Origin of the sequence: Streptomyces tendae, assembly GCF_014650435.1 — a bacterium.
GTDB classification, from domain to species: Bacteria; Actinomycetota; Actinomycetes; order Streptomycetales; family Streptomycetaceae; genus Streptomyces; species Streptomyces tendae.
In genome coordinates, this window is sequence record NZ_BMUY01000009.1 from 405,420 (window position 1) to 425,584 (window position 20,165).

Annotated in this window: 13 protein-coding genes; 7 read left to right on the plus strand and 6 right to left on the minus strand. The window is 74.2% G+C overall.

The window, feature by feature from the left end; all coding sequences use genetic code 11:
* The first annotated feature begins 5 nt into the window (after positions 1 to 5).
* The 3 genes from IE258_RS25140 to IE258_RS25150 all read left to right on the plus strand — a co-directional run bounded on the left by IE258_RS25140 (position 6) and on the right by IE258_RS25150 (position 7,314).
* Entirely contained in the window at positions 6 to 1,532 is a 1,527-nt protein-coding gene (locus IE258_RS25140; RefSeq protein ID WP_189746949.1) for a hypothetical protein, read from the plus strand.
* Positions 1,533 to 1,632: 100 nt separating this feature from the next.
* On the plus strand, positions 1,633 to 2,514 hold the full coding sequence (locus IE258_RS25145; protein WP_159325185.1) for a hypothetical protein: 882 nt from the start codon (positions 1,633 to 1,635) through the stop codon (positions 2,512 to 2,514).
* Between the two features lie 105 nt (positions 2,515 to 2,619).
* Positions 2,620 to 7,314 carry a hypothetical protein gene (locus IE258_RS25150; protein WP_189746951.1) on the plus strand — a complete coding sequence of 1,565 codons (4,695 nt, stop codon included), beginning with the start codon at positions 2,620 to 2,622 and terminating at the stop codon, positions 7,312 to 7,314.
* Here the strand turns inward: IE258_RS25150 and IE258_RS25155 are convergent.
* The 5 genes from IE258_RS25155 to IE258_RS25175 all read right to left on the minus strand — a co-directional run bounded on the left by IE258_RS25155 (position 7,311) and on the right by IE258_RS25175 (position 14,274).
* On the minus strand, positions 7,311 to 8,441 hold the full coding sequence (locus IE258_RS25155) for an aromatic ring-hydroxylating oxygenase subunit alpha (protein WP_189746953.1): 1,131 nt from the start codon (positions 8,439 to 8,441) through the stop codon (positions 7,311 to 7,313). The genes IE258_RS25150 and IE258_RS25155 overlap by 4 nt on opposite strands.
* Positions 8,438 to 9,586, minus strand: a complete 1,149-nt coding sequence (gene solA / locus IE258_RS25160) for an N-methyl-L-tryptophan oxidase (protein WP_189746955.1) — start codon at positions 9,584 to 9,586, stop codon at positions 8,438 to 8,440. The genes IE258_RS25155 and solA overlap by 4 nt, the downstream gene beginning before the upstream one ends.
* A 20-nt stretch (positions 9,587 to 9,606) precedes the next feature.
* Positions 9,607 to 12,060 (minus strand): GcvT family protein, encoded by a 2,454-nt coding sequence (locus tag IE258_RS25165; RefSeq protein ID WP_189746957.1) that lies wholly within the window; start codon positions 12,058 to 12,060, stop codon positions 9,607 to 9,609.
* Entirely contained in the window at positions 12,057 to 13,142 is a 1,086-nt protein-coding gene (locus IE258_RS25170; protein ID WP_189746959.1) for an S-(hydroxymethyl)mycothiol dehydrogenase, read from the minus strand. Before IE258_RS25170 ends, IE258_RS25165 begins: the two co-directional genes overlap by 4 nt.
* A gap of 304 nt (positions 13,143 to 13,446) precedes the next feature.
* Positions 13,447 to 14,274 (minus strand): IclR family transcriptional regulator, encoded by an 828-nt coding sequence (locus IE258_RS25175; RefSeq protein ID WP_229892386.1) that lies wholly within the window; start codon positions 14,272 to 14,274, stop codon positions 13,447 to 13,449.
* A gap of 207 nt (positions 14,275 to 14,481) precedes the next feature.
* Between IE258_RS25175 and IE258_RS25180 the strand changes: the two genes are divergently transcribed.
* Both IE258_RS25180 and IE258_RS25185 read left to right on the plus strand, forming a co-directional pair.
* On the plus strand, positions 14,482 to 14,805 hold the full coding sequence (locus tag IE258_RS25180) for a bifunctional 3-phenylpropionate/cinnamic acid dioxygenase ferredoxin subunit (protein WP_189746961.1): 324 nt from the start codon (positions 14,482 to 14,484) through the stop codon (positions 14,803 to 14,805).
* Positions 14,802 to 15,992: an NAD(P)/FAD-dependent oxidoreductase gene (locus IE258_RS25185; protein ID WP_189746963.1), complete on the plus strand. Its 1,191-nt coding sequence runs from the start codon at positions 14,802 to 14,804 to the stop codon at positions 15,990 to 15,992. Before IE258_RS25180 ends, IE258_RS25185 begins: the two co-directional genes overlap by 4 nt.
* Positions 15,993 to 16,031: 39 nt before the next feature.
* Here IE258_RS25185 and IE258_RS25190 read toward each other — a convergent pair whose 3' ends face one another.
* Positions 16,032 to 16,601, minus strand: coding sequence for a hypothetical protein (locus IE258_RS25190; RefSeq protein WP_189746965.1), 570 nt, complete (start codon positions 16,599 to 16,601; stop codon positions 16,032 to 16,034).
* A gap of 419 nt (positions 16,602 to 17,020) precedes the next feature.
* On the opposite strand from IE258_RS25190, the gene IE258_RS25195 reads away from it, so the two are divergent.
* Positions 17,021 to 19,729, plus strand: a complete 2,709-nt coding sequence (locus IE258_RS25195) for a sensor histidine kinase (RefSeq protein WP_189746967.1) — start codon at positions 17,021 to 17,023, stop codon at positions 19,727 to 19,729.
* Positions 19,726 to 20,160: a roadblock/LC7 domain-containing protein gene (locus tag IE258_RS25200; protein ID WP_087810458.1), complete on the plus strand. Its 435-nt coding sequence runs from the start codon at positions 19,726 to 19,728 to the stop codon at positions 20,158 to 20,160. Before IE258_RS25195 ends, IE258_RS25200 begins: the two co-directional genes overlap by 4 nt.
* Positions 20,161 to 20,165: the final 5 nt, after the last annotated feature.

Below are 20,165 nucleotides of genomic sequence, written 5' to 3' on the forward strand. Positions count from 1 at the left end.
GCACCGTGACTTCGCCTGCATCGACGGACAGCGTTCCGCCCCAGCTCAGCGCGGGGCCGCGCCCCGCCCCGGGCCCGGCCGCCGACGAGGGACTGGCGCGGCGGCTGCGCGCGCTCGCCTGCACGGCGCCGCTGCACGACCTCGACGCGCGCAAGGCCAACCTCGCCGGCGAGTACTCGGTGTACGGCATGGCGGAGGTCGCCCTGGCCGCCATCGACCTGGTCACGCTGAACATGGACTTCGACACGGGCGCCGACCACGACCAGATAGTGGCCAGGCTGATCCCGCGCGTCGCCGCCCAGGCCCCGCGCCGCCCCGCCACCGAGCACGAGCGGGTGGCCCGCTGGGTCCTGGAGAACCTGATCAACGTCGGCAGCGTGGACCGCGGCTTCCGCGCGGTGTACGGCACCTTCGGGCCCGACGGCACCTATGTCCGCCGCGACTACGACTTCAAGCTCCTTGAGGAGGTCCCCGGCCCCGGCGGCACGGTCTACCTGCGCACCACCGACGAGGCGGTCAACGTCCTCGTCGGCGCCCTGGACACCGACGTCACCAGCGCCCAGATCGCCGCCGAGGTCAAGCTCGAGGTGCTGATCAGCCGGGGCCGCCTCGCCGACGCCCAGCTCGCCGCCGAACAGGCCAGGTACCGGACCGTCCAGTACTCGGAGACCCTGCGCCGCGCCCTGGACGCCACCCGGCGCAACGTGCGCGCGGTGGACTGGCTCAGCGCCGTCCCCGACATGATCGCCGAGGCCCTGGACCACGTCGCCGACCGCTACCGGCACGAGAACGCGATCCTCACCAACATCCGCAAGGCCCGCGACGAGACCGAGGACGCCGAGCACAAGCGCCGCGCCGCCGAGCTGGTCGACATCGTCAAGGACTGCATCCGCCGCCACACCCAGCTCCAGTCCCGCCTCCTGGAGGCCGGGCCGCTCTTCCGCGCCGAGCAGGACCGGCAGGCCTTCGCCACCCCGCTGACCACCTCGGGACTCGACCTGTACGGCCACCTCGTCGCCCCCGTGCTGCCGTTGCCGGTGGAGCGGGCGCTCCGCGTCACCGACGCCTTCTTCGCCCGGGGCACCGGGCTGCGCACGCCCCTGGCCGTCCGGGTCGGCGACCTCGTCGACATACTCCTCACCCCGCCGGTGGAGCGGGAGCACCTGGGCGCCGAGATGCCGGAGCCCGACCTGATCGCCACCCCGGACGACAGCCGCTTCAGCGAGGAGCAGCTCGCCGCGGCCATGGAGTTGCTCGACCTGCCGCACGACGCCCCGCGCCGGCTGTCCGGGCTGCTGGCCGACGCCCGTGACCGCGACCGCGAGCTGCCGTACCTCGTCGCGCTGCTCGCCGTCCACGCCGCCAGCCCGCCGGTCGGCACGGCCTACCGCCAGGGGGAGCCGAAGCTGCTGTTCGCCGTCGACGACGGCACCGAGCTGGACGACCCCGAGTTCGGCGGCGCCGACCTCATCGTCGGCACGGCGCTGCTGGACGCCGCGGGAATGGCGGCGGACCGCACGGAGGCGGCATGACCGGACGGCACCGCTTCCGCGACCGCCTCCCCCGCCACCTCGGCCACCGCATCGGCCACCACCCCACCCCCGAGCCACAGCACAGCGAGGAGTACCGACCGTGACCGAGCACGTCGACCGGAGCGAGCCGGAGGCGGGTGCCGCGCCGACCACCGCGGCCGTCACGCCCGCCGACGCCGCCGACGCGGCGCGGCTCGTCGCCTTCGGTCTCCAGCCCAAGCTGCTGCCCGCCCGCGACCAGGAGTACGCCGACCTGCTGCGCCGCTACCGCGAGGACCCGCCCTTCGCCCGGCTCGCCGACGCCGTGGCGGCCGGACTCGGGCTGGTCGTCCTGGAGGTGTCCCCGCGCGCGGGCATGGCGGTGACCGCCGCCGAGGACTCGGTGTTCGCCGTCCGCATGGGCGACTACGCGCGTCGTGCCGCCACCGACTCCGGCGACCGCTTCCTGCACGGCCTCGCCCACCTCGCCGTGGCCGCCATGGCCTACCCGCGCCCCGAGGACCTGGCCGACGACGGCTACATCGGCCGCGTCACGGTCAACGGCGTGGACGCGTTCGTCCGCCAGGCATGCCGCAGACTCGAGGAGCGGGCCGAGGAGCAGGGCGAGAACACCGACCCGGCCACCGACGCCCCGGGCCTGGAGGCCGCCTGGCGGATCTGGGTCAGGCGCAGCGCGACCGGCGCCACCAAGGACGCGCGCAGACTCCCCGGCTCCACCACCGGCATCGTCGGCAAGGCGGCCGCCTTCCTCACCGAGTCCGGCTTCCTCCAGCGCACCGGCGACGACCACGGCGGCACCTACCGCACGACGGCCCGCTACCAACTGCAGGTGCGCGACATGGCGGGCAGCGCCGCCCTGACGGAACTGCTCGACCTGGGCGTCGTCCCGGTCACCGACGGCACCGCGACGCTGCTGCCCGCCGAGGAGACCGACGATCTGGAGCTGGTCGCCGACGCCGGCCTGCCCTTCCACTCCTCCTGACCCACGTCCGTCCGCACCACCGCACGCGTCCGCACAACCACACCCGCCCGAACCACCGCACCCGCCCGACCGTCCCCGACGTCCGAAGACTGACGAGAGTCCGCCATGTACGAGCTGTCCCGGGTCCGCCTCTACTCCATCGGACCCGCCGGTGCGCGCTACGCCGACACCGTGCTTGACCTGCGCGGCGTGGGCGAGCCCGTGCCCGACCCCGCGCCGACGCAGGCGGAGTTCTTCGAGGAGGAGCCCGTAGGCCCGCCGCGCCGGCCCGCGCCCGCGGGCGTGCTCTTCCTGGAGAACGGCGGCGGCAAGTCCGTGCTCCTCAAGCTGATCTTCTCGGTGATGCTGCCGGGCCACCGCAACACCCTGGGCGGTGCCAGCTCCGGAGTGCTGCGCAAGTTCCTGCTCGCCGACGACTGCGGTCACGTGGCGCTGGAGTGGCAGCACGTGCAGAGCGGCGAGTGCGTCGTCGTCGGCAAGGTCAGCGAGTGGCGCGGGCGGCAGATCTCGGGCGACCCGCGGAAGTTCGCCGAGGCCTGGTACTCCTTCCGGCCCGGCCCGGGACTGACCCTGGACAACCTGCCGGTCGCCGAGGCCACCGCGGTCCGCCCGCCCGTCGAGGGCGCCTCCGGCGCGCAGGGCAGGCGGCGCACCATGAAGGGCTTCCGGGACGCGCTCACCGAGGCCGGCAAGGCATACCCGCACCTCGAGGTGCACTGGGAGGAGATCCACGACCGCTGGAACGAGCACCTCGGCGACCTCGGTCTCGACCCCGAACTCTTCCGCTACCAGCGCGAGATGAACGCGGACGAGGGCGAGGCCGCCGGCCTCTTCGCGGTCAAGAAGGACTCCGACTTCACCGACCTGCTGCTGCGGGCCGTCACCGACACCCGCGACACCGACGGCCTCGCCGACCTGGTCGGCGGCTTCGGCAACAAGCTGGGCCGACGCGCCGAGCTGATCGCCGAACGGGACTTCACCGCCGGATCCGTCGACCTTCTGGGCCGGATCGTCGAGGCCGCCGAGGCGCGCACCCGCGCGCGTGACATCCACACCGCCGCCGAACGCCGCACCAGGAACCTGGCCCGGCGCCTCACCGCGCGCGGCGCCCAGGAGCGGGTGCGGGCCTCGGATCTCGCCCAGCGGGTCACGGCCGCCGCGTACGCCGTCACGCACGCCGAGTCCGCCCGGGACCGCAGCGCCCTCATCGCCGCCGAACTCGCCTTCCGGCACGCCTCACTGGCCCTCGCCGGTGCCGAGAAGTCCGCCGCCGCGCAGAAGCGCGAACTGGCCGAGGCCCGCACCCTGCACTCCGCCTGGCAGGCCGCCGAGGCCGTCCTGCGCCACCGCGCCGCCGCCGATCGCGTCGCCCGCGTGTCCGCCGCCATCCGGGAGGCCGAACGGGACGCGGCCCCCGCCCTCGCCGCCCGTACCGAAGCCGCCGTCGACCTCGTCCGCGCCCTGCACGCGGCGGCCGCGAAGGCCGAGGACCACGCCAACGAGGAGGAGGAGCGGTCCGCCGCCCTCCAGGACGTCAGCGACGCCGCCCACCGGGACTCCACCACCGCCGCCACCGAGGCGCAGCGCGCCCGCAGCGAGGCCGGACACCTGCGCCAGCGCCTCACCGAGGTCGAGCAGGAGACCGCCGAGGCCGTCCGCGCCGGCTGGCTGGACGACAGCACGCCCGACGCCGACCCGGCCCGCGCCGCCCTCGCCGCCAGCGACGCGGAGAAGACCACCGTCGCCGCCTGGGACACCGCCCGCGAGACGGCCCGCCGGGCCACCGAGCACGCCCGCGAAGCGGCCGCCGCCGAAAGCCGCGCCGAACTGACCGCGGCCCGCGCGGCGGACGCGGCGACCGCGGCCGAGCGCGCCCACCTGGGCGAGCGGCGCACCGCCGAGGCACTGGCCGCGGAGGAACGGCTCGCCGAGCTGCTCGGCCTGGCCACCGGAACCCGACCGGGCATCCCCCAGCCCCGCCGGAACGCCGACCGCGACGACCCGGCCGCCGCTCCCACCGAACCGGACGGCGCGCTGACCCCGGAGGAACTCGACCGCTTCGCCGACGAGTTGCGCGAACTGCTCGACGGTACCGTCACCTCCGCCGAACGCCAGCTGTTCGAGCTGCGCACCGCCGCGGCCGACGACTCCCGCATCCTCGGCGCGCTCGGCGACGGCGGACTGCTGCCGCCGGGACCGGACGTGCTGGCCACCGTCGAGTTCCTCGGCGAACACGGCATCCCCGCCCTGCCCGGCTGGCGCTACCTCGCCCAGGCCGTCGACCCCGCCGACCACGCCCGGGTGCTGGCCGCCCGCCCCGAGCTGGTCGACGGCGTGATCATCACCGACCCCGACGCGCACACCCGTGCCCGCGAGGTCCTCGGCGACGCGGCCCTGCTGCCGCGCTCCGCCGTCGCCGTCGGCACGGCCGCCGCGCTGCTCGCCCCGACCCCGGCCCCCGAGTCCGGCACCGGGGGCGTCTTCCTCGTACCGCCGAACCCGGCCATGCACGACGAGCAGGCCGCCGACGAGGAGCGGCACGCGCTGCGCGCCCGGGCGGGGGAGCGGGACGAGGAGATCCGCACCCTCGCCGCCCGCCTCGGCAAGGACCGCGAGCTGGCGGCCAGGCTCGCCTCCTGGCGCGCCGGCTGCCCCTCCGGACGCCTCGCGGAGCTGGCCCGCACCGCAGAGGAGGCCCGCGCCTTCGCCGAGGAGACCGAGGCCGAACTGACCGAGGCCCGCACCGTACGGGCCGAGGCCGACGAGAGTGCCGCCGAGGCCGTCCACCTGCGAGACGAGCGCCAGGAGGCCGCGCAGAAGGCCCGCCGCGCCGCCGACGCCCTCGCCGGACTCGCCTTCCGGCTGCGCGAACGCGCGGGCTGGCAGGTCAGACTCCGTGAACTGGCCGACGAGGGCGCCGAGTCCGAGGCCCGCGCCCAGGCATGCCTGGAGCGGGCCCGCGCCGCCGACGAGGACCGGCGTGCCGCCCAGCGCGCCGCCGACGACGCCCGCCGCACCGCGCGGGCACTGCGCGCCGAGCGCTCCGAGATCGCCGGCGCCCCCGACGACGTACCGGAAGCGGCTCCCGGGGACGGTGCCGGGGCGCCCAGGGCGAAGGCGTCCCTGCCCGACCTGCGCGAGGCATACCGCGCCGCCTCCCAGGTGTACGAGAAGGTCGGCGTCGGCGCCGACCTGCGCGCCGAACAGGCCCGCGCGGAGAGCGACGAGAGCGCGGCCCGCGCGGATCTCGACCGGCTCAGCAACAAGGTCCGCACCCGCGCCGGGCAGCTCCTGGAGTCGCCCGACGGCTCCGACGGCCCCTCCCGGCAGGCCGCCGCCGCCCGCGCCGAGGAGCTGGTGCAGCTCCTGGAGACCCGCATGTCCAGCGCGAGCGAGCAGCTCGGCCGGCTGCGCGGCGAGGCCGAGCGGCACGCGCCCGAGGACGGCGACACCCACACCGACCTCCCCGAGGAGCTGCTCCCGCGCGACACCGAGCACGCCCAGACCCTGCTGCGCACGGCGACCGCCGAACTGTCCGCCCGTACCGAGGCGTTGGCCCAGGCCCGCGACGCCCACGCCGAACTGCTCGACGCGCACCGCGCCGCCGAGGACGCGGCCGGCGGCTTCGACGAGATCGCCGCCATGCTCCGCGACCTGCTGCGCGAGCACGCCGTCGAGGAGGAGCAGGAGGAGCCCGAGCCCTACGCCGGCGACCTGGAGGAGGCCCGACGGTCCGCCGCCGAGACCCGCCGCTCACTGCGCGGCTGCGCCGCCGACCTGTCCGCCGCCGAGGCCGCCGTGCGCGAGGCGAGCGACGTCCTCGTCCGGCACGCCAACTCGACGCGTTACGAGCAGGTCCGCACCCCCGCCCGCCAGCAGATCCGCGAACTGCCCGCCGCCGCGCTGCCCGAACACGCCGCCAAGTGGGCCGACGCCTTCGCACCCCGGCTCCGCGTCCTCACCGACGAGCTGGCCCAGCTGGAGCGCAACCGCGACTCGATCGTGGACCGGCTGCGCGGCCTGGTCGAGTCCGCCCTTGCCACCCTCCGCTCCGCCCAGCGGCTGTCCCGGCTGCCGGAGGGCCTGGGCGAGTGGTCCGGGCAGGAGTTCCTGCGCATCCGCTTCGAGGAACCCGACCAGGCCACCCTCACCGAGCGGCTCGGCGAGGTCGTCGACGAGGCCACCCGCGCGGCCGTGAAGAAGAACTCCGACCTGCGCCGCGACGGCATGTCCCTGCTGCTGCGCGGCGTGGCCGCCGCCCTGCAGCCCAAGGGCGTCGCCGTCGAGATCCTCAAGCCCGACGCCGTACTGCGCGCCGAGCGTGTCCCCGTCGGCCAGATGGGCGACGTCTTCTCCGGCGGCCAGCTGCTCACCGCCGCCATCGCCCTGTACTGCACGATGGCCGCGCTGCGCAGCAACGACCGGGGCCGCGACCGGCACCGCCACGCCGGCACCCTGTTCCTGGACAACCCCATCGGCCGCGCCAACGCGACCTACCTGCTGGAGCTCCAGCGGGCCGTCTCCGACGCGCTCGGCGTCCAGCTCCTGTACACCACCGGCCTGTTCGACACGACCGCGCTGGCCGAGTTCCCGCTGGTCATCCGGCTGCGCAACGACGCCGACCTCCGGGCGGGCCTGAAGTACATCAGCGTGGAGGAGCACCTCAGGCCGGGCCTGCCCCAGCCGACGCCGGCCACCGAGGGCGAGGGCGAGGCGGTGCACAGCGAGATCACGGCCACCCGCATGTACAAGCGCCCCGCCCAGTCACCGGCCCAGGGCCTGTCCGCCGGACAGGCTTAGGCCGGCTCCTCGCCGAGCCGGTCGAGCAGCCACGCGTGGAAGTTCCCGATGTGGTGCTCGGTCGGCACCAGCACCCCGCCCGCCCGGTAGGCCCGGGACGCCATGGCCGGCTGGGTCCGCTCGCAGGCCGCGAAGTCCTGGGTGTTGACCCGGTGGAACAGCTCCACCGACTTCGACAGGTCCGCCCCGGACGCCACGACCTCGGGCGCGTACAGCCAGTCGCACTCGACCAGCGTGCGGTCCTCGGCCAGCGGGAACATGCGGTGCAGGATCACGTGGTCCGGCACCAGGTTCACGAAGACGGTCGGCCGCACGGTGACCGCGTAGTAGCGGCGGTCCTGGTCCTGCGACACCTCGGGCAGCCTGTCGAAGCCCTCGCTGCCGTCGACCGTGAAGCCCTTCACCCCCGAGCCGAACTCGGCCCCGTGCCCCACGTAGTACTGCGCCGCGTAGCCCTCGGCGAACTCGGGCAGTACGTCGGTGAGTTCGGGGTGGATGGTGGCGCAGTGGTAGCACTCCATGAAGTTCTCGACGATCAGCTTCCAGTTGGCCCGCACGTCGTAGCTCACGCGCCTGCCCAGCGCCAGCCGCTGGGTCCCGTACCGCTCGATGGCGGCCGGATCGCCGAGCCGTTCGACGGCGGCGCCGTGCACCGTCTCCTCGAAGGAGGGCGGCTCGTCGGCCAGGCACACCCAGGCGTAGCCGAGCCACTCGCGCAGGGCGACCTCGACCAGGCCGTACGCGGACCGGTCGACATCGGTCATCTTCGTCAGATTGGGCGCGGCGACCAGCCTGCCGTCCAGGTCGTACGTCCACGCGTGGTACGGACACTGGAGGGTGCGGCGCACCTCGCCGGACTCCTCCAGGCACAGCCGGGCGCCGCGGTGCCGGCAGATGTTGAGGAAGGCGCGCAGGTCGCCGCTGCGGGTCCGGGTGACGATCACGTTCTCGCGGCCGATCTGCACGGTGCGGAAGGCGCCGGGCCGTTCGAGGTCGGCGCCGCGCACGGCGCAGCACCACATCGCCTCGAAGACGTGCCGCTGCTCCCGGCGGAAGACCTCCGGGTCGGTGTAGTAGCGGCCGGGCAGCGTCGGGACGAGGCTGGGGGACAGGGGCGTCGTCGTCACGTGCGTACTCCTCGGGCGGGGTCGAAGAGGCCGATGGGGTGCGCGGTGGTGCCGGTCAGGGCCAGGTCGGCGAGGATCTCGCCGACGACCGGTACGAACTTGAACCCGTGCCCCGAGAAGCCGCACGCCACCGTGACCGAGTCGGGGTGCGCCGGGTGGCGGGCGATCACGAAGTGCTCGTCGGGGGTGGTGGTGTACATGCAGGTCGCGGCCCTGCGGAAGGTGCCGGGCAGATCGGGGACGCGGCCGGACATGTGGTCCGCCATGGCCCGGATCTCGTGGTCGTGCACGGTGCGGTCGACGGTCTCGGGCGTCGTGTCGTGCCCCTTGCGGAAGAAGGCGACCTTGGCGCCGTCCTCGGGGCCGTCGATGGCGGGGAAGCCGTAGACCTGGACGCCCGCGGCGTCCTCCCAGACGTAGATCGGATGGCTCGCGGGGCGGAAGGGGCGGAGGTCGCCGCGCGGCCGGAACCAGTACATGACCTGCCGCTCGACCCTGAACGGCACCCCGAGGTCGGCGAGCAGCCGCGGCGCCCACGCCCCCGGGCAGACCACCAGGTGGGAAGCGGTGTAGGTGTTCTCGGCGGTGTGCACCCGCACGCCGTCCCGGTAGGGCTCCCAGCGGGTCGTCGGTTCGTCGAAGTGCAGGTCGGCGCCCTGCCGCGTGGCGAGCTGGAGATGCGCGGCCACGGTGTTCTCCGGGCGGAGCAGCCCGGCCCTTGCCTCGTACAGCGCGACCTCGTCGTCGCCCGGCGCGAGCGTCGGGAAGCGGCGGCGGATCTCCCGGGCGTCCAGCATCTCGTGCGGCAGGTCCCACTCGCGGGCCGAGCGCAGCGATCCGGAGACGGTCCACGAGTCGGGGCGGCCGACCATCACCCCGCCGCAGAGCAGGGCGATGTCCCGGCCGGTGGCCCGCTCCAGGTCCTCGTACAGCTCGTAGGCGCGCAGCAGCAGGGGTACGTACGCGGGGTCCTCGAAGTACGACTGCCGGGTGATCCGCGAACCGCCGTGGCTGGAGCCCCGGTTGTGCACCGGGCCGAACCTCTCCAGGCCCAGCACGCGGACACCCCGGGCGGAGAGATGGTGGGCGGCGGCACTGCCCATGCCGCCGAGACCGATGACGATCACGTCGTAGGTGGGGGACAACTCGGGGCCTCCTGGGGCGGTCAACGGCGGATGCGGGTCATCTTCGGGTCGAACAGCGGCTCCTCGGCGACCGTGGCGGACACCTTCTCGCCGAAGTACTCGACGTCCACGCCGGTGCCGGTGGCCACCGCGGCCGGGAGCCACGCGTACGCGACGCAGCGGCCGAGTGTGCAGCCGTACGCGGCGCTGGTCACGTACCCGGCCGGAGTGCCGTCCACGTACACCGGCTCCTTGCCGAGCACCACGGCGGCGGGGTCGTCGAGGAGGAGGGGCCTGAGCCGCCGCTCCGGTTCTCCCGCGCGCTCCAGCGCAGCCCTGCCGACGAAGTCCGCCTTGTCCATGCGGACGGCGAAACCGACGCCCGCCTCGTAGGGATTGTCCTCGTCGGTCATGTCCGTGCCCCAGGCCCGGTACCCCTTCTCCAGCCGCAGCGAGTTGAAGGCGGACCGCCCGGCCGCGATCACGCCGAGCCGCTGCCCGGCCTCCCACAGGGTGTCCCAGAGCCTGAGCCCGAGGTCGGCCGTGGTGTACAGCTCCCAGCCAAGCTCACCGACGTAGCTCAGGCGCAGCGCGGTGACCGGCACATGGCCGACCCAGGTCTGCCTCGCCCTGAAGTAGCCGAACGCCTCGTGCGAGAAGTCGTCCGGCGTCAGCGGCTGGACGAGGTCACGGGCCAGCGGTCCCCAGACGCCGACGCAGCAGGTGCCGGAGGTGACGTCCCTGATCCGGACACCGTCGGGCGCGTGGCGGAGCAGATGGTCGAGGTCGGCGGGGGAGTTGGCGCCGACCTGGAACCGGTCGGAGGCCAGGCGCGCGACGGTCAGGTCGGAGCGGATGCCGCCGGTCTCGTCGAGGAGGAGGGTGTAGGTGACCGCCCCGGGCTTCTTGCGGAGGTTGTTGCTGGTCATGCGGTCGAGGAAGTCCAGGGCCGCGGGACCGGTGACCTCCAGACGACGCAGCGGGGTCATGTCGTACAGGGCGACCCGCTCGCGGGTGGCGCGTGCCTCCGCGGCCGCGATCGGGGACCAGTGGCGGGCCGACCAGGCGTCGCGGTCGGGCAGGCCGAGGTCCGCGGCGAGCGGGGCGTTCGCCTCGTACCAGTGCGGCCGTTCCCAGCCGCCGCTCTCCAGGAAGTACGCGCCGAGCCGCTGCTGACGTGCGTGGAAGGGGCTGACCCGGAGCGGACGGGGCCGCTCCACCGGCTGGAGCGGGTGGACGACGTCGTACACCTCCACGAACTGCTGCGCGCCGCGGTCACGGACGTACGCCGGTGAGCGCTGCGCCTCCTCGAACCGCGTGAGGTCGCACTCGTGCACGTCGATCGACGGACGGCCGTCCACCATCCACTCGGCGACGGCCTTGGCGACCCCGGCCGAGTGGGTCACCCAGACCGCCTCCGCCAGCCAGAAGCCGCGCAGCGCGCGGGACTCGCCGAGGATCGGCATGCCGTCCGGGGTGAAGGAGAAGAGGCCGTTGAAGCCCGACTCGATCCGGGCCGTGCGCAGGGCGGGCATCAGACGGCGGCAGTCCTCCCAGCTGGGCGCCCAGTCCTCGGGGGTGAAGGGGTACGACGAGGGCATGTCCATGTCCCGGGCGCGGGCCTCGTCGTAGCCGGGGACGGCGAACGGGTCCACCGGCAGCGGACGGTGGGCGTAGGAGCCGATGCCGAGCCGGTCGCCGTGTTCACGGAAGTACAGGTCACGGTCCTGGAAGCGGAGGATCGGCTTCGAAGCGTCGGCGGTGGCACCGCCCAGCTGGGGCAGCGGCCCGGTCCGCGCGTACTGGTGGGCGAGCGGTTGCAGTGGTACGTCGACCCCGGCCATGCGGCCGACGACCGGTCCCCAGAAGCCCGCCGCGGAGACGACGTGGTCGGCGGGGAAGGTGCCGCGGTCGGTGACGACTCCCGTGACCCTGCCGTCCACCCGCTCGATGCCGGTGACCGTGTGCCGGTCCAGGGCGCGGGCGCCCCGCGCGACGGCGCGGTCCAGCTGGGCGCGGGAGGCGTGCAGGGCCCGCGCCAGGCCGTCCTCCGGGGTGTGGAAGCCGCCGAGGACCACCGACGCGTCCAGCAGTGGCCAGAGTTCCGCGCAACGGGCGGCGTCGACGATCTCGCCGCGCACACCCCAGGCGGCGGCGAATCCGGCCCTGCGGTGCAGGTCGGCGAGGCGCTCCGGGGTGGTCGCCAGCTCCAGGCCGCCGACCTGCTGGAAGCACGGCACCCCGTCCTGGGCGAGGGAGGTGAACTTCTCGACGGTGTACTGGGCGAAGGCCGTCAGGGTGCGGGACGGGCTGGTCCGGAAGACCAGGCCGGGCGCGTGCGAGGTGGAGCCGCCGGGTGCGGGCAACGGGCCCTGGTCGAGGACGGTGACGTCCGTCCACCCGCGGGCGGTCAGTTCGTCGGCGAGCGAGCAGCCGACGATGCCGGCACCGACGACGACCACGCGGGGCGGACGACCGGGGTCCCGGGGGCTCACAGGACCACCACCGAGCGCAGTGCCTCGCCGCGGTGCATCTTGGCGAACGCCTCCTCCACGCCGTCCAGCGTCGTCGTCTCCGAGACGAAGGCGCCGAGGTCCAGCAGCCCGTGCAGGTACTGGTCGATCAGAAAGGGGAAGTCGCGGCTGGGCAGGCAGTCCCCGTACCAGGACGACTTGATAGCGCCGCCGCGCGAGAACACGTCGAGGAGCGGCAGTTCGACGGTGGTGTCCGGCGTGGGCACCCCGGCCTGGACCAGTACGCCCGCGTGGTCGCGCATGTAGAACGCCTGACGGAAGGTCTCGGGGAGCCCCACGGCGTCGATCGCGAGGTCCACGCCGTGGCCGTCGGTCAGCGCGCGGACGGCTTCGACCGGGTCGGTGCCGCGGGAGTCGACGGTGTGCGTGGCGCCGAACCGTTCCGCCCGGTCCAGTTTCCGGCCGTCCACGTCGACCGCGATGATCTTCACGGCGCCGTTCAGGGCGGCGCCCGCGATCGCCGCGTCCCCGACGCCGCCGCAGCCGATCACGGCGACCGAGTCGCCCCGGCCCACCCCACCCGTGTTGACGGCGGCGCCGTACCCGGCCATCACCCCGCAGCCGACGAGACCGGCGGCCTCCGGACGGGCGGCCGGGTCGACCTTCACCGCCTGCCCGGCCGCGACCAGGGTCTTCTCGGCGAAGGCCCCGATGCCGAGGGCCGCGGTCAGCCGGGTGCCGTCCGGCAGGGTCATCGGCCGGGCGGCGTTGCGGGACGCGAAGCAGTACCAGGGGCGGCCGCGCCGACAGGACCGGCAGCCCCCGCACGGAGCCCGCCACGCCAGGACCACGTAGTCCCCCGGCGCCAGTCCGCCGACGCCCTCACCGACCGCCTCGACCGTGCCGGCCGCCTCATGGCCCAGCAGGAACGGGAAGTCGTCCGTGATCGCGCCCTCCCGGTAGTGCAGGTCCGTGTGGCAGACCCCGCATGCCTGCACCGCGACCAGCACCTCGCCGGGCCCCGGGTCGGGGACGACGATCGTCCGCACCTCGACGGGTGCGCCCCTCTTCACAGCGACTACGGCACGGACCTCGTGTGGCACGACAAGCTCCTCTGCTGTTGCGCATTGCACGATGGGTTGCGCGATGGGGAACATAGTGGGAATGCCATCAAGTGGCCGTCAAGAGGTGCGGGTTAACCCTTGGCAAAAGGCACGGGACGGCCGAAATCCGCTGCCGCCGGGGTCGGCGCACGGCACACGGAACGGCGCGGGGCGGCGGGCCCTGTTCAGAACACAAGACGGCGCGGGGGCGGCGGGACCTGTTCGAAGTCCGCCGCCCCCCGCGCCGTGATCGCCTTCCGTTCGCCCTCCGGTCTCTCCTGTTCGTGCCGTCCCGGGCGCCCGGTCAGCCGCCGTAGCCCATCCGGCGGGACAGCTCGACCCCCGCCGCGGCGGTGCGCTCGGCCAGGTCGGGCAGCCGCTGCGGGGTCAGCCGGTAGACCGGGCCCGAGACGCTGATCGACGCGATCACCTTGCCGTCGTGGGACCGGACGGGGGCGGCGACGGCAGCCAGCCCGATCTCCAACTCCTGCTGGGTGATCGCGTAACCCTGCCCGGTGACGGTCTCGAGTTCGCCGCGCAGCACCGCCGCGCCGGTGACGGTGTGCTCGGTGAACCGGTGCAGCGGGCGGGCCAGCAGGCCCTCGCGCAGCGTCGGCGGCAGATGGGCGAGCAGCACCTTGCCGCTGGCGGTGGCGTGCAGCGGGGTCCGGCGGCCGAGCCAGTTCTGCGCGGTCACGGAGGCGGTGCCGCGGGCCTGCATGACGTTGACCGCCGCGTCGTCGTCCAGGACCGCGATGTTCGCCGTCTCGCCCAGTTCGTCGGCGAGTTCCCGGCAGACGGGCACACCCTCCTGCGAGATGTCCAGGCGTACCGCCGCCGCTCCGGCCAGGCGCAGCACGCCGGCGCCCAGGTAGTACTTGCCGCGTTCCTTCTCCTGGGCCACCAGGCCGCGGTTCTCCAGCACCCCGAGCAGCCGGAAGGCCGTGGACTTGTGCACCTCCAGCTCGTCGGCGATCTCGGTGACACCCGCCTCGCCGAGCCGGGCGAGGATCTCCAGCACGCTCACGGCGCGGTCCACCGACTGCACGGCGCTGGCCGCGCCCCTGCCGCCGCCCTGCTTGTTCGTCACCTGGGCCTCACCACGGTCGGGCTGCCTCTGTGCGCGGGTCATGGCTCAACTCCCACCACCTGACGGCCCCGTGGGACCGCATCTGCGGGAAGCCCTTGACGCCATGGGCCCCCGCCCCGGATTCTGTTGCGCATAGCGCTCTCCAATGCGCCATGAGAAACATCATGTTACCGAAGCGTCCGGATCCCGGAAGGGTACGCGCCCTCGCGGCCCGGCAGGACACGCGTTCCGGACCGAGAGGGGAGCCCCATGATTCCCGTCTGCCGCCTCGAAGACCTCCCCAAGGGCGAGTCCGTCCGCGTCGCGACGCAGCCGCCGATCGCCGTCTTCCACACCGACGACGGCGAGCTCTACGCCCTCGACGACACCTGCACCCACCAGGACGCCTCGCTGTCCGAGGGCTGGCTGGAGGGCTGCCTGGTGGAATGCCCCTTGCACGCCGCCTCGTTCGACCTGCGCACCGGCCGGCCGACCTGTCTCCCGGCCCGCAGGCCCGTGCGCACCCACCGGGTCACCGTGGACGACGGCGTCGTCCACGTCCACCTCGCCGCCGAGGAGGGAAGCGCCGCATGAGGACCGTGACCGTCGTCGGCGCCTCGCTCTCCGGCCTGTACGCCGCCCGGGAACTGCGGGCCCAGGGGTTCGACGGCCGGCTGGTGATCGTCGGCGACGAACCGTACCGGCCATACGACCGGCCGCCCCTGTCCAAGGAGTACCTCACCGGCCGGGCCGACGAAGACCGGCTGGCGCTCACGGACGCCGAGGAGATCGCCGGCCTGGACGCCGAGTGGCTGCTCGGCGTCCGCGCCCGCGGACTGGACGCGCGAGGGCGGACCGTAGTGCTCGACGGCGGACGCACCGTCTCCACCGACGGCGTCGTCGTCGCCACCGGCGCGTCGGCCCGGCGCCTGACCGGGAGCCACTCGCCCGGAGGCGGCCCGTCCGGCGTCCACACCCTGCGCACCCTGGACGACGCCCGCGCCCTGCGGGCCGAACTCACCCGCGGCCCACGCCGGGTGGTCGTCGTCGGCGGCGGCTTCATCGGCGCCGAGACCGCCTCCTCGTTCGCCGCCCTCGGGCACGAGGTCACCGTCGTCGAGGCCGCCGCGCTCCCGCTCGTGCCCCAACTCGGGCCCGAGATGGCCGCGGTGTGTGCCGCCCTGCACCGACGCGGTGGCGTCCGGCTGGTCACCGGCGCCTCCGTGGCCGCACTGCACGGCCGCGCTGCCGTCACCGCGGTGGCACTCACCGACGGGCGCACGCTCCCCACCGATGTGGTGGTCGTCGGCATCGGGGCCGCGCCCAACACCGCCTGGCTGGCGGGCTCGGCACTGGTCCTGAAGGACGGCGTCCTGTGCGACGACGGCTGTGTGACCTCCCTGCCGCAGGTGGTCGCCGTCGGAGACGTGGCACGCGTCGGCGGCACCCGCGAGGAGCACTGGACCTCCGCCACCCGGCAGCCCCGCGCCGCCGTGGCCAACCTGCTCGCCGGACGCACGGTGGAGAGCGCGAGGTCGGTGCCGTACTTCTGGTCCGACCAGTACGGCACCCGACTCCGCTTCGCCGGGCGGCGCCGAGCGGGCGACACCGTCCGTGTAGTCGAGGGCGGGGTGACCGACGGGGCCCCGGGCGAGGACGGCCTCCTGGCCCGCTACGAACGCGACGGCCGGACCACCGCGGTACTCGCCGTGGACCGCCCTCGCTCCTTCACGAGGGCCCGGCGCGAACTCGCCCACGGGACCGACCGAATACCGGCGTAGTCCACGGCTCCCGCCGTGCGCGGGACGCCGCCCGGCCGCTCAGGGATGCGACAGCTGGCCCGCGCCGCCCCGCCGACCTATCCGCCCCTGGCCCCGCTCGGCGGCCCGGGCCAGCCGCCTGGCCCGGCGACGCTCGCGGCGCATGGCCCGCGCGGTGCTGCTCGGTACCGACACGACACCGTGCCGCTGGTTCCACACCTGTCGTGTCACCCACACGTCCAGCACGCCCCAGGTGGCCACCACCGTGCCCGCCACACTGGCGAGCACCATCGGGAACGCCAGCCAGGACTCCGCCAGCGTGCTCAGGAAGGCCACCATCGCCAGTATCAGCGTCACGGCGACGACCAGCACCGCCCGCACGGCCGCCGTTCGCACCGGATCGGGCAACCGGCGGCGCCGCGCGGGCTCCTCCGTCCACAACGGCCGGTACGCCGAAGGTCGCTCGTCCGCCCGGCTGTCCGGTCCGGCCGCCGGACCGTCGCGATCCGGGGCCTTCCGAGCCACCGGTACGGTCGCCCCGGTCGCCCCGGTCGCCCCGGTCGCCCCGGTCGCCCCGGTCGCCCCGTCGTCCGCGGGCGCCCCGCGCCGCTCCACCGTGCCCATCAACATGTCACTCCCCACCGCCAGCAGACAGCTCGTCCGTGTCCCAAGACACGGCTCCCCTCTGGCTGCCCGGCTTGCGCTGCTTTACGCCGCCCGGGGGCGGGATGCGGCTCCTGTGGCCGATTCCGCCTCCATTTCCCGTAGTGAAGGACGAACGACGGGTCCCCAAGATTCCCGGAAATCCCGCGCAGTCGAATAATTTCGGCCAATCCGCCCGTCACACCGCCCCGGCGGCCCCGCGTCCGTCGGCCGATCCCGGGAGGCAATCTCCCGCAATGACCGGACAACTGACCATCGCCGTCCCCGGGTGCGGAAGTTCGGCCTCCGGACGGGTCTTCGAGTTACCTGTGCGTCAGTAGTAGGCTCGCGCCGTTTGTTGACGCACATGTGTACCCCCGCCGGTGGGGGTCGAGCTGGGGGAGGCCATGCGCTTTCGCGGGAAGTCGATCCGCCGGAAGATCGTGGCGCTGCTCCTCGTGCCGCTGGTGTCCCTGACCGCGATCTGGGCCTTCGCCACGGTACTGACGGGCCGTGAGGCGGCCCGTCTGTTCAGCGTCTCCAACGTCGTCGAGGAGATCGGCTACCCGGTCGAGGACACCGTCCGGGTCCTCCAGCAGGAACGACGCCAGACCCTCGTCCACCTCGCCGACCCCCGCGCCTCCGACGGACTCGCAGCCCTGCAGCGCAGCCGCACCGCCACCGACGAGGCCGTCGCGGAGATCCGCCGCAACGCGGCCGACGCCGACGTGCGGGACGACCTCGGCCAGGCCGGGGAGGAGCGGCTCACCGCCGTACTGGACGCCTTCGACGGGCTGGGCTCCCTGCGCCGCAGCGTCGAGGACGGCACCGTCGACCGGGCCCAGGCCCTCGGTCTCTACAACCGCCTGGTCGACCCCTGCCACGACCTGCTCGCCAACCTCAACGTCGTCGACGACGTGGGCCTCGACAAGCAGTACCGCGCGCTGGTCAACGTCTCCCGCGCCCGCGAGCTGCTCTCCCGCGAGGACGCTCTCCTCGGCTCCGCCCTGGTCACCGGGCGGCTCACCCGCACCGAGATCCGGGACGTCTCCGACCTCGTCGCGCAGCGCACCGTCATGTACGCCATCAACCTGCCGCTGCTGCCCGCCACCGAGCGCGGCCGCTACCAGCGCTTCTGGCAGAACGCCGCCTCCGCCCCCCTCCGGGTCGCCGAGCAGGCCGCGGTCTCCTCCGACACCGGCACGCCGAGCGGAGTCACCGCCCAGAGCTGGGACACCGCCGCCGGGAACGTCCTCAAGGAACTCGGCGAACTCGACGACAACGCCGCCGACCGCTACCAGGACCGCGTCGACCCGGTCGCCACCAGTACCATCGCCAAGGCCGTCGTCGCCGGAGCGCTCGGCCTGATCGCCCTGCTGTACTCCCTCTTCCTGTCGGTCCGGGTCGGCCGTTCCCTCATCCGCGACCTCAAGCAGCTGCGCCTGGAGGCCCACGAAGCCTCCGGCGTCCGCCTGCCCAGCGTGATGCGCCGCCTGTCGGCGGGCGAAGAGGTGGACGTCGAGACCGAGGTGCCGCGCCTCGAGTACGACCGGAACGAGATGGGCGAGGTCGGCCAGGCCCTCAACACCCTCCAGCGCGCCGCCGTGGAAGCCGCCGTCAAACAGGCCGAGCTGCGCGCGGGCGTCTCCGAGGTCTTCGTCAACCTCGCGCGCCGCAGCCAGGTGCTGCTGCACAAGCAGCTCACCCTGCTCGACACCATGGAACGCAGGACCGAGGACACCGAGGAACTCGCCGACCTGTTCCGCCTCGACCACCTGACCACCCGCATGCGCCGGCACGCCGAGGGCCTGGTCATCCTCTCCGGCGCCGCACCCTCCCGGCAGTGGCGCAAGCCCGTCCAGCTCATGGACGTGGTGCGGGCCGCCGTCGCCGAGGTCGAGGACTACGAGCGCATCGAGGTCCGCAGGCTGCCCCGCGTCGCCGTCACCGGACCCGCGGTCGCCGACCTCACCCACCTGGTGGCGGAACTCCTGGAGAACGCCACGGTGTTCTCGCCCCCGCACACCGCCGTGCAGGTGCTGGGCGAGCGCGTCGCCAACGGCTTCACCCTGGAGATCCACGACCGCGGCCTCGGCATGGCCGCCGACGCCCTGCTCGACGCCAACCTCCGGCTGGCCGAGACACCCGAGTTCGAGCTGTCCGACACCGACCGGCTCGGCCTGTTCGTGGTCAGCCGGCTCGCCCAGCGGCAGAACGTCCGGGTGTCGCTGCAGCCGTCCCCGTACGGCGGCACCACCGCGGTCGTCTTCGTCCCCGACGCGCTGCTCACCGACGACGCCCCGGACACCAACGGGGTCGGCTTCCGCCTCGACCGCCCCCAGCACGTCAAGGACAAGGAGCGGGAGGACAGCCGCCGTTCCGCCCTCTCCCACGTGCCCGCACGACTCCCGGAGCGGCCGGCCGCGCTGCTGGACGGCCCGGTCGAGCTGGAGGCGCCCGTCGACCTGGACGCCCTCGACGACCTCCCGGGCGTACTCGACGACCAGGACGGGGAGCGCGGCGGCCTGTTCCGCCCCCGCCGTTCCCTGGCCGCGGCCGACGACGACGAGGCCGCCCGCCGTACCGGACCGCGGCGCCCCGAACCCCGGCCCGGTGGCGAGCGGCCGGCCGAGGACGGAACCGAGGAGAACGCACCGGTCGCGCTGCCCCGCCGCCGCACCCCCAAGCTGGTCAGCTCGCACGGGCGCCCCGTCCCGGAACGGACCGCCGGGGACACCGCCGGCGAACTCCCCGCGCTGCCGTCCCGTCGCCGCGGCGAGGCCACCGCCGACCGCACCGCGGGCCCCACGGCCGACCGCGGCGACGGCGTGCCGCCCGCCGACGAGGACGCCCCGTGCGCCGACGCCGAGGCCGGGGCGCTGCCCCGACGCGTGCGGCAGGCCAGCCTGGCCCCCCAGCTCAGGCAGAGCCCCGAGCCGGCCCCCGAGGACCGCTCCGACCCCGCCGACCGCGACGCCGACGAGGTACGCAGCCGTATGGCCTCGCTCCAGCGCGGCTGGCAGCGCGGCCGCAAGGAGAACGCCGCGGGTGACGACCCACCCGGCGGCACGGCACCATCAGCACCACGAGGAACGACAAAGGGGGACGGTCGATGACCGCACCGAAGACGACCGGCCACACCGCGACCAAGTCCGGCGAGCTGAACTGGCTCCTCGACGACCTGGTGGACCGTGTCGCGAGCATCCGCAAAGCCGTCGTCCTGTCCGGCGACGGCCTGGCGACGGGTGTGTCCAAGGACCTGACCAGGGAGGACAGCGAGCACCTCGCCGCCGTGGCGTCCGGGTTCCACAGCCTCGCCAAGGGCGTGGGCCGGCACTTCGAGGCGGGCAGCGTCCGGCAGACGGTCGTCGAACTCGACGAAGCCTTCCTGTTCGTCACGGCCGCCGGTGACGGAAGTTGCCTGGCCGTCCTGTCCGACGCCGACTCGGACGTCGGACAGGTCGCCTACGAGATGACCCTGCTCGTCAAGCGGGTCGGCGTGCACCTGGGCACCGCGCCGCGCACCGATCTGCCCTCGGGCGGGTAAGTGGG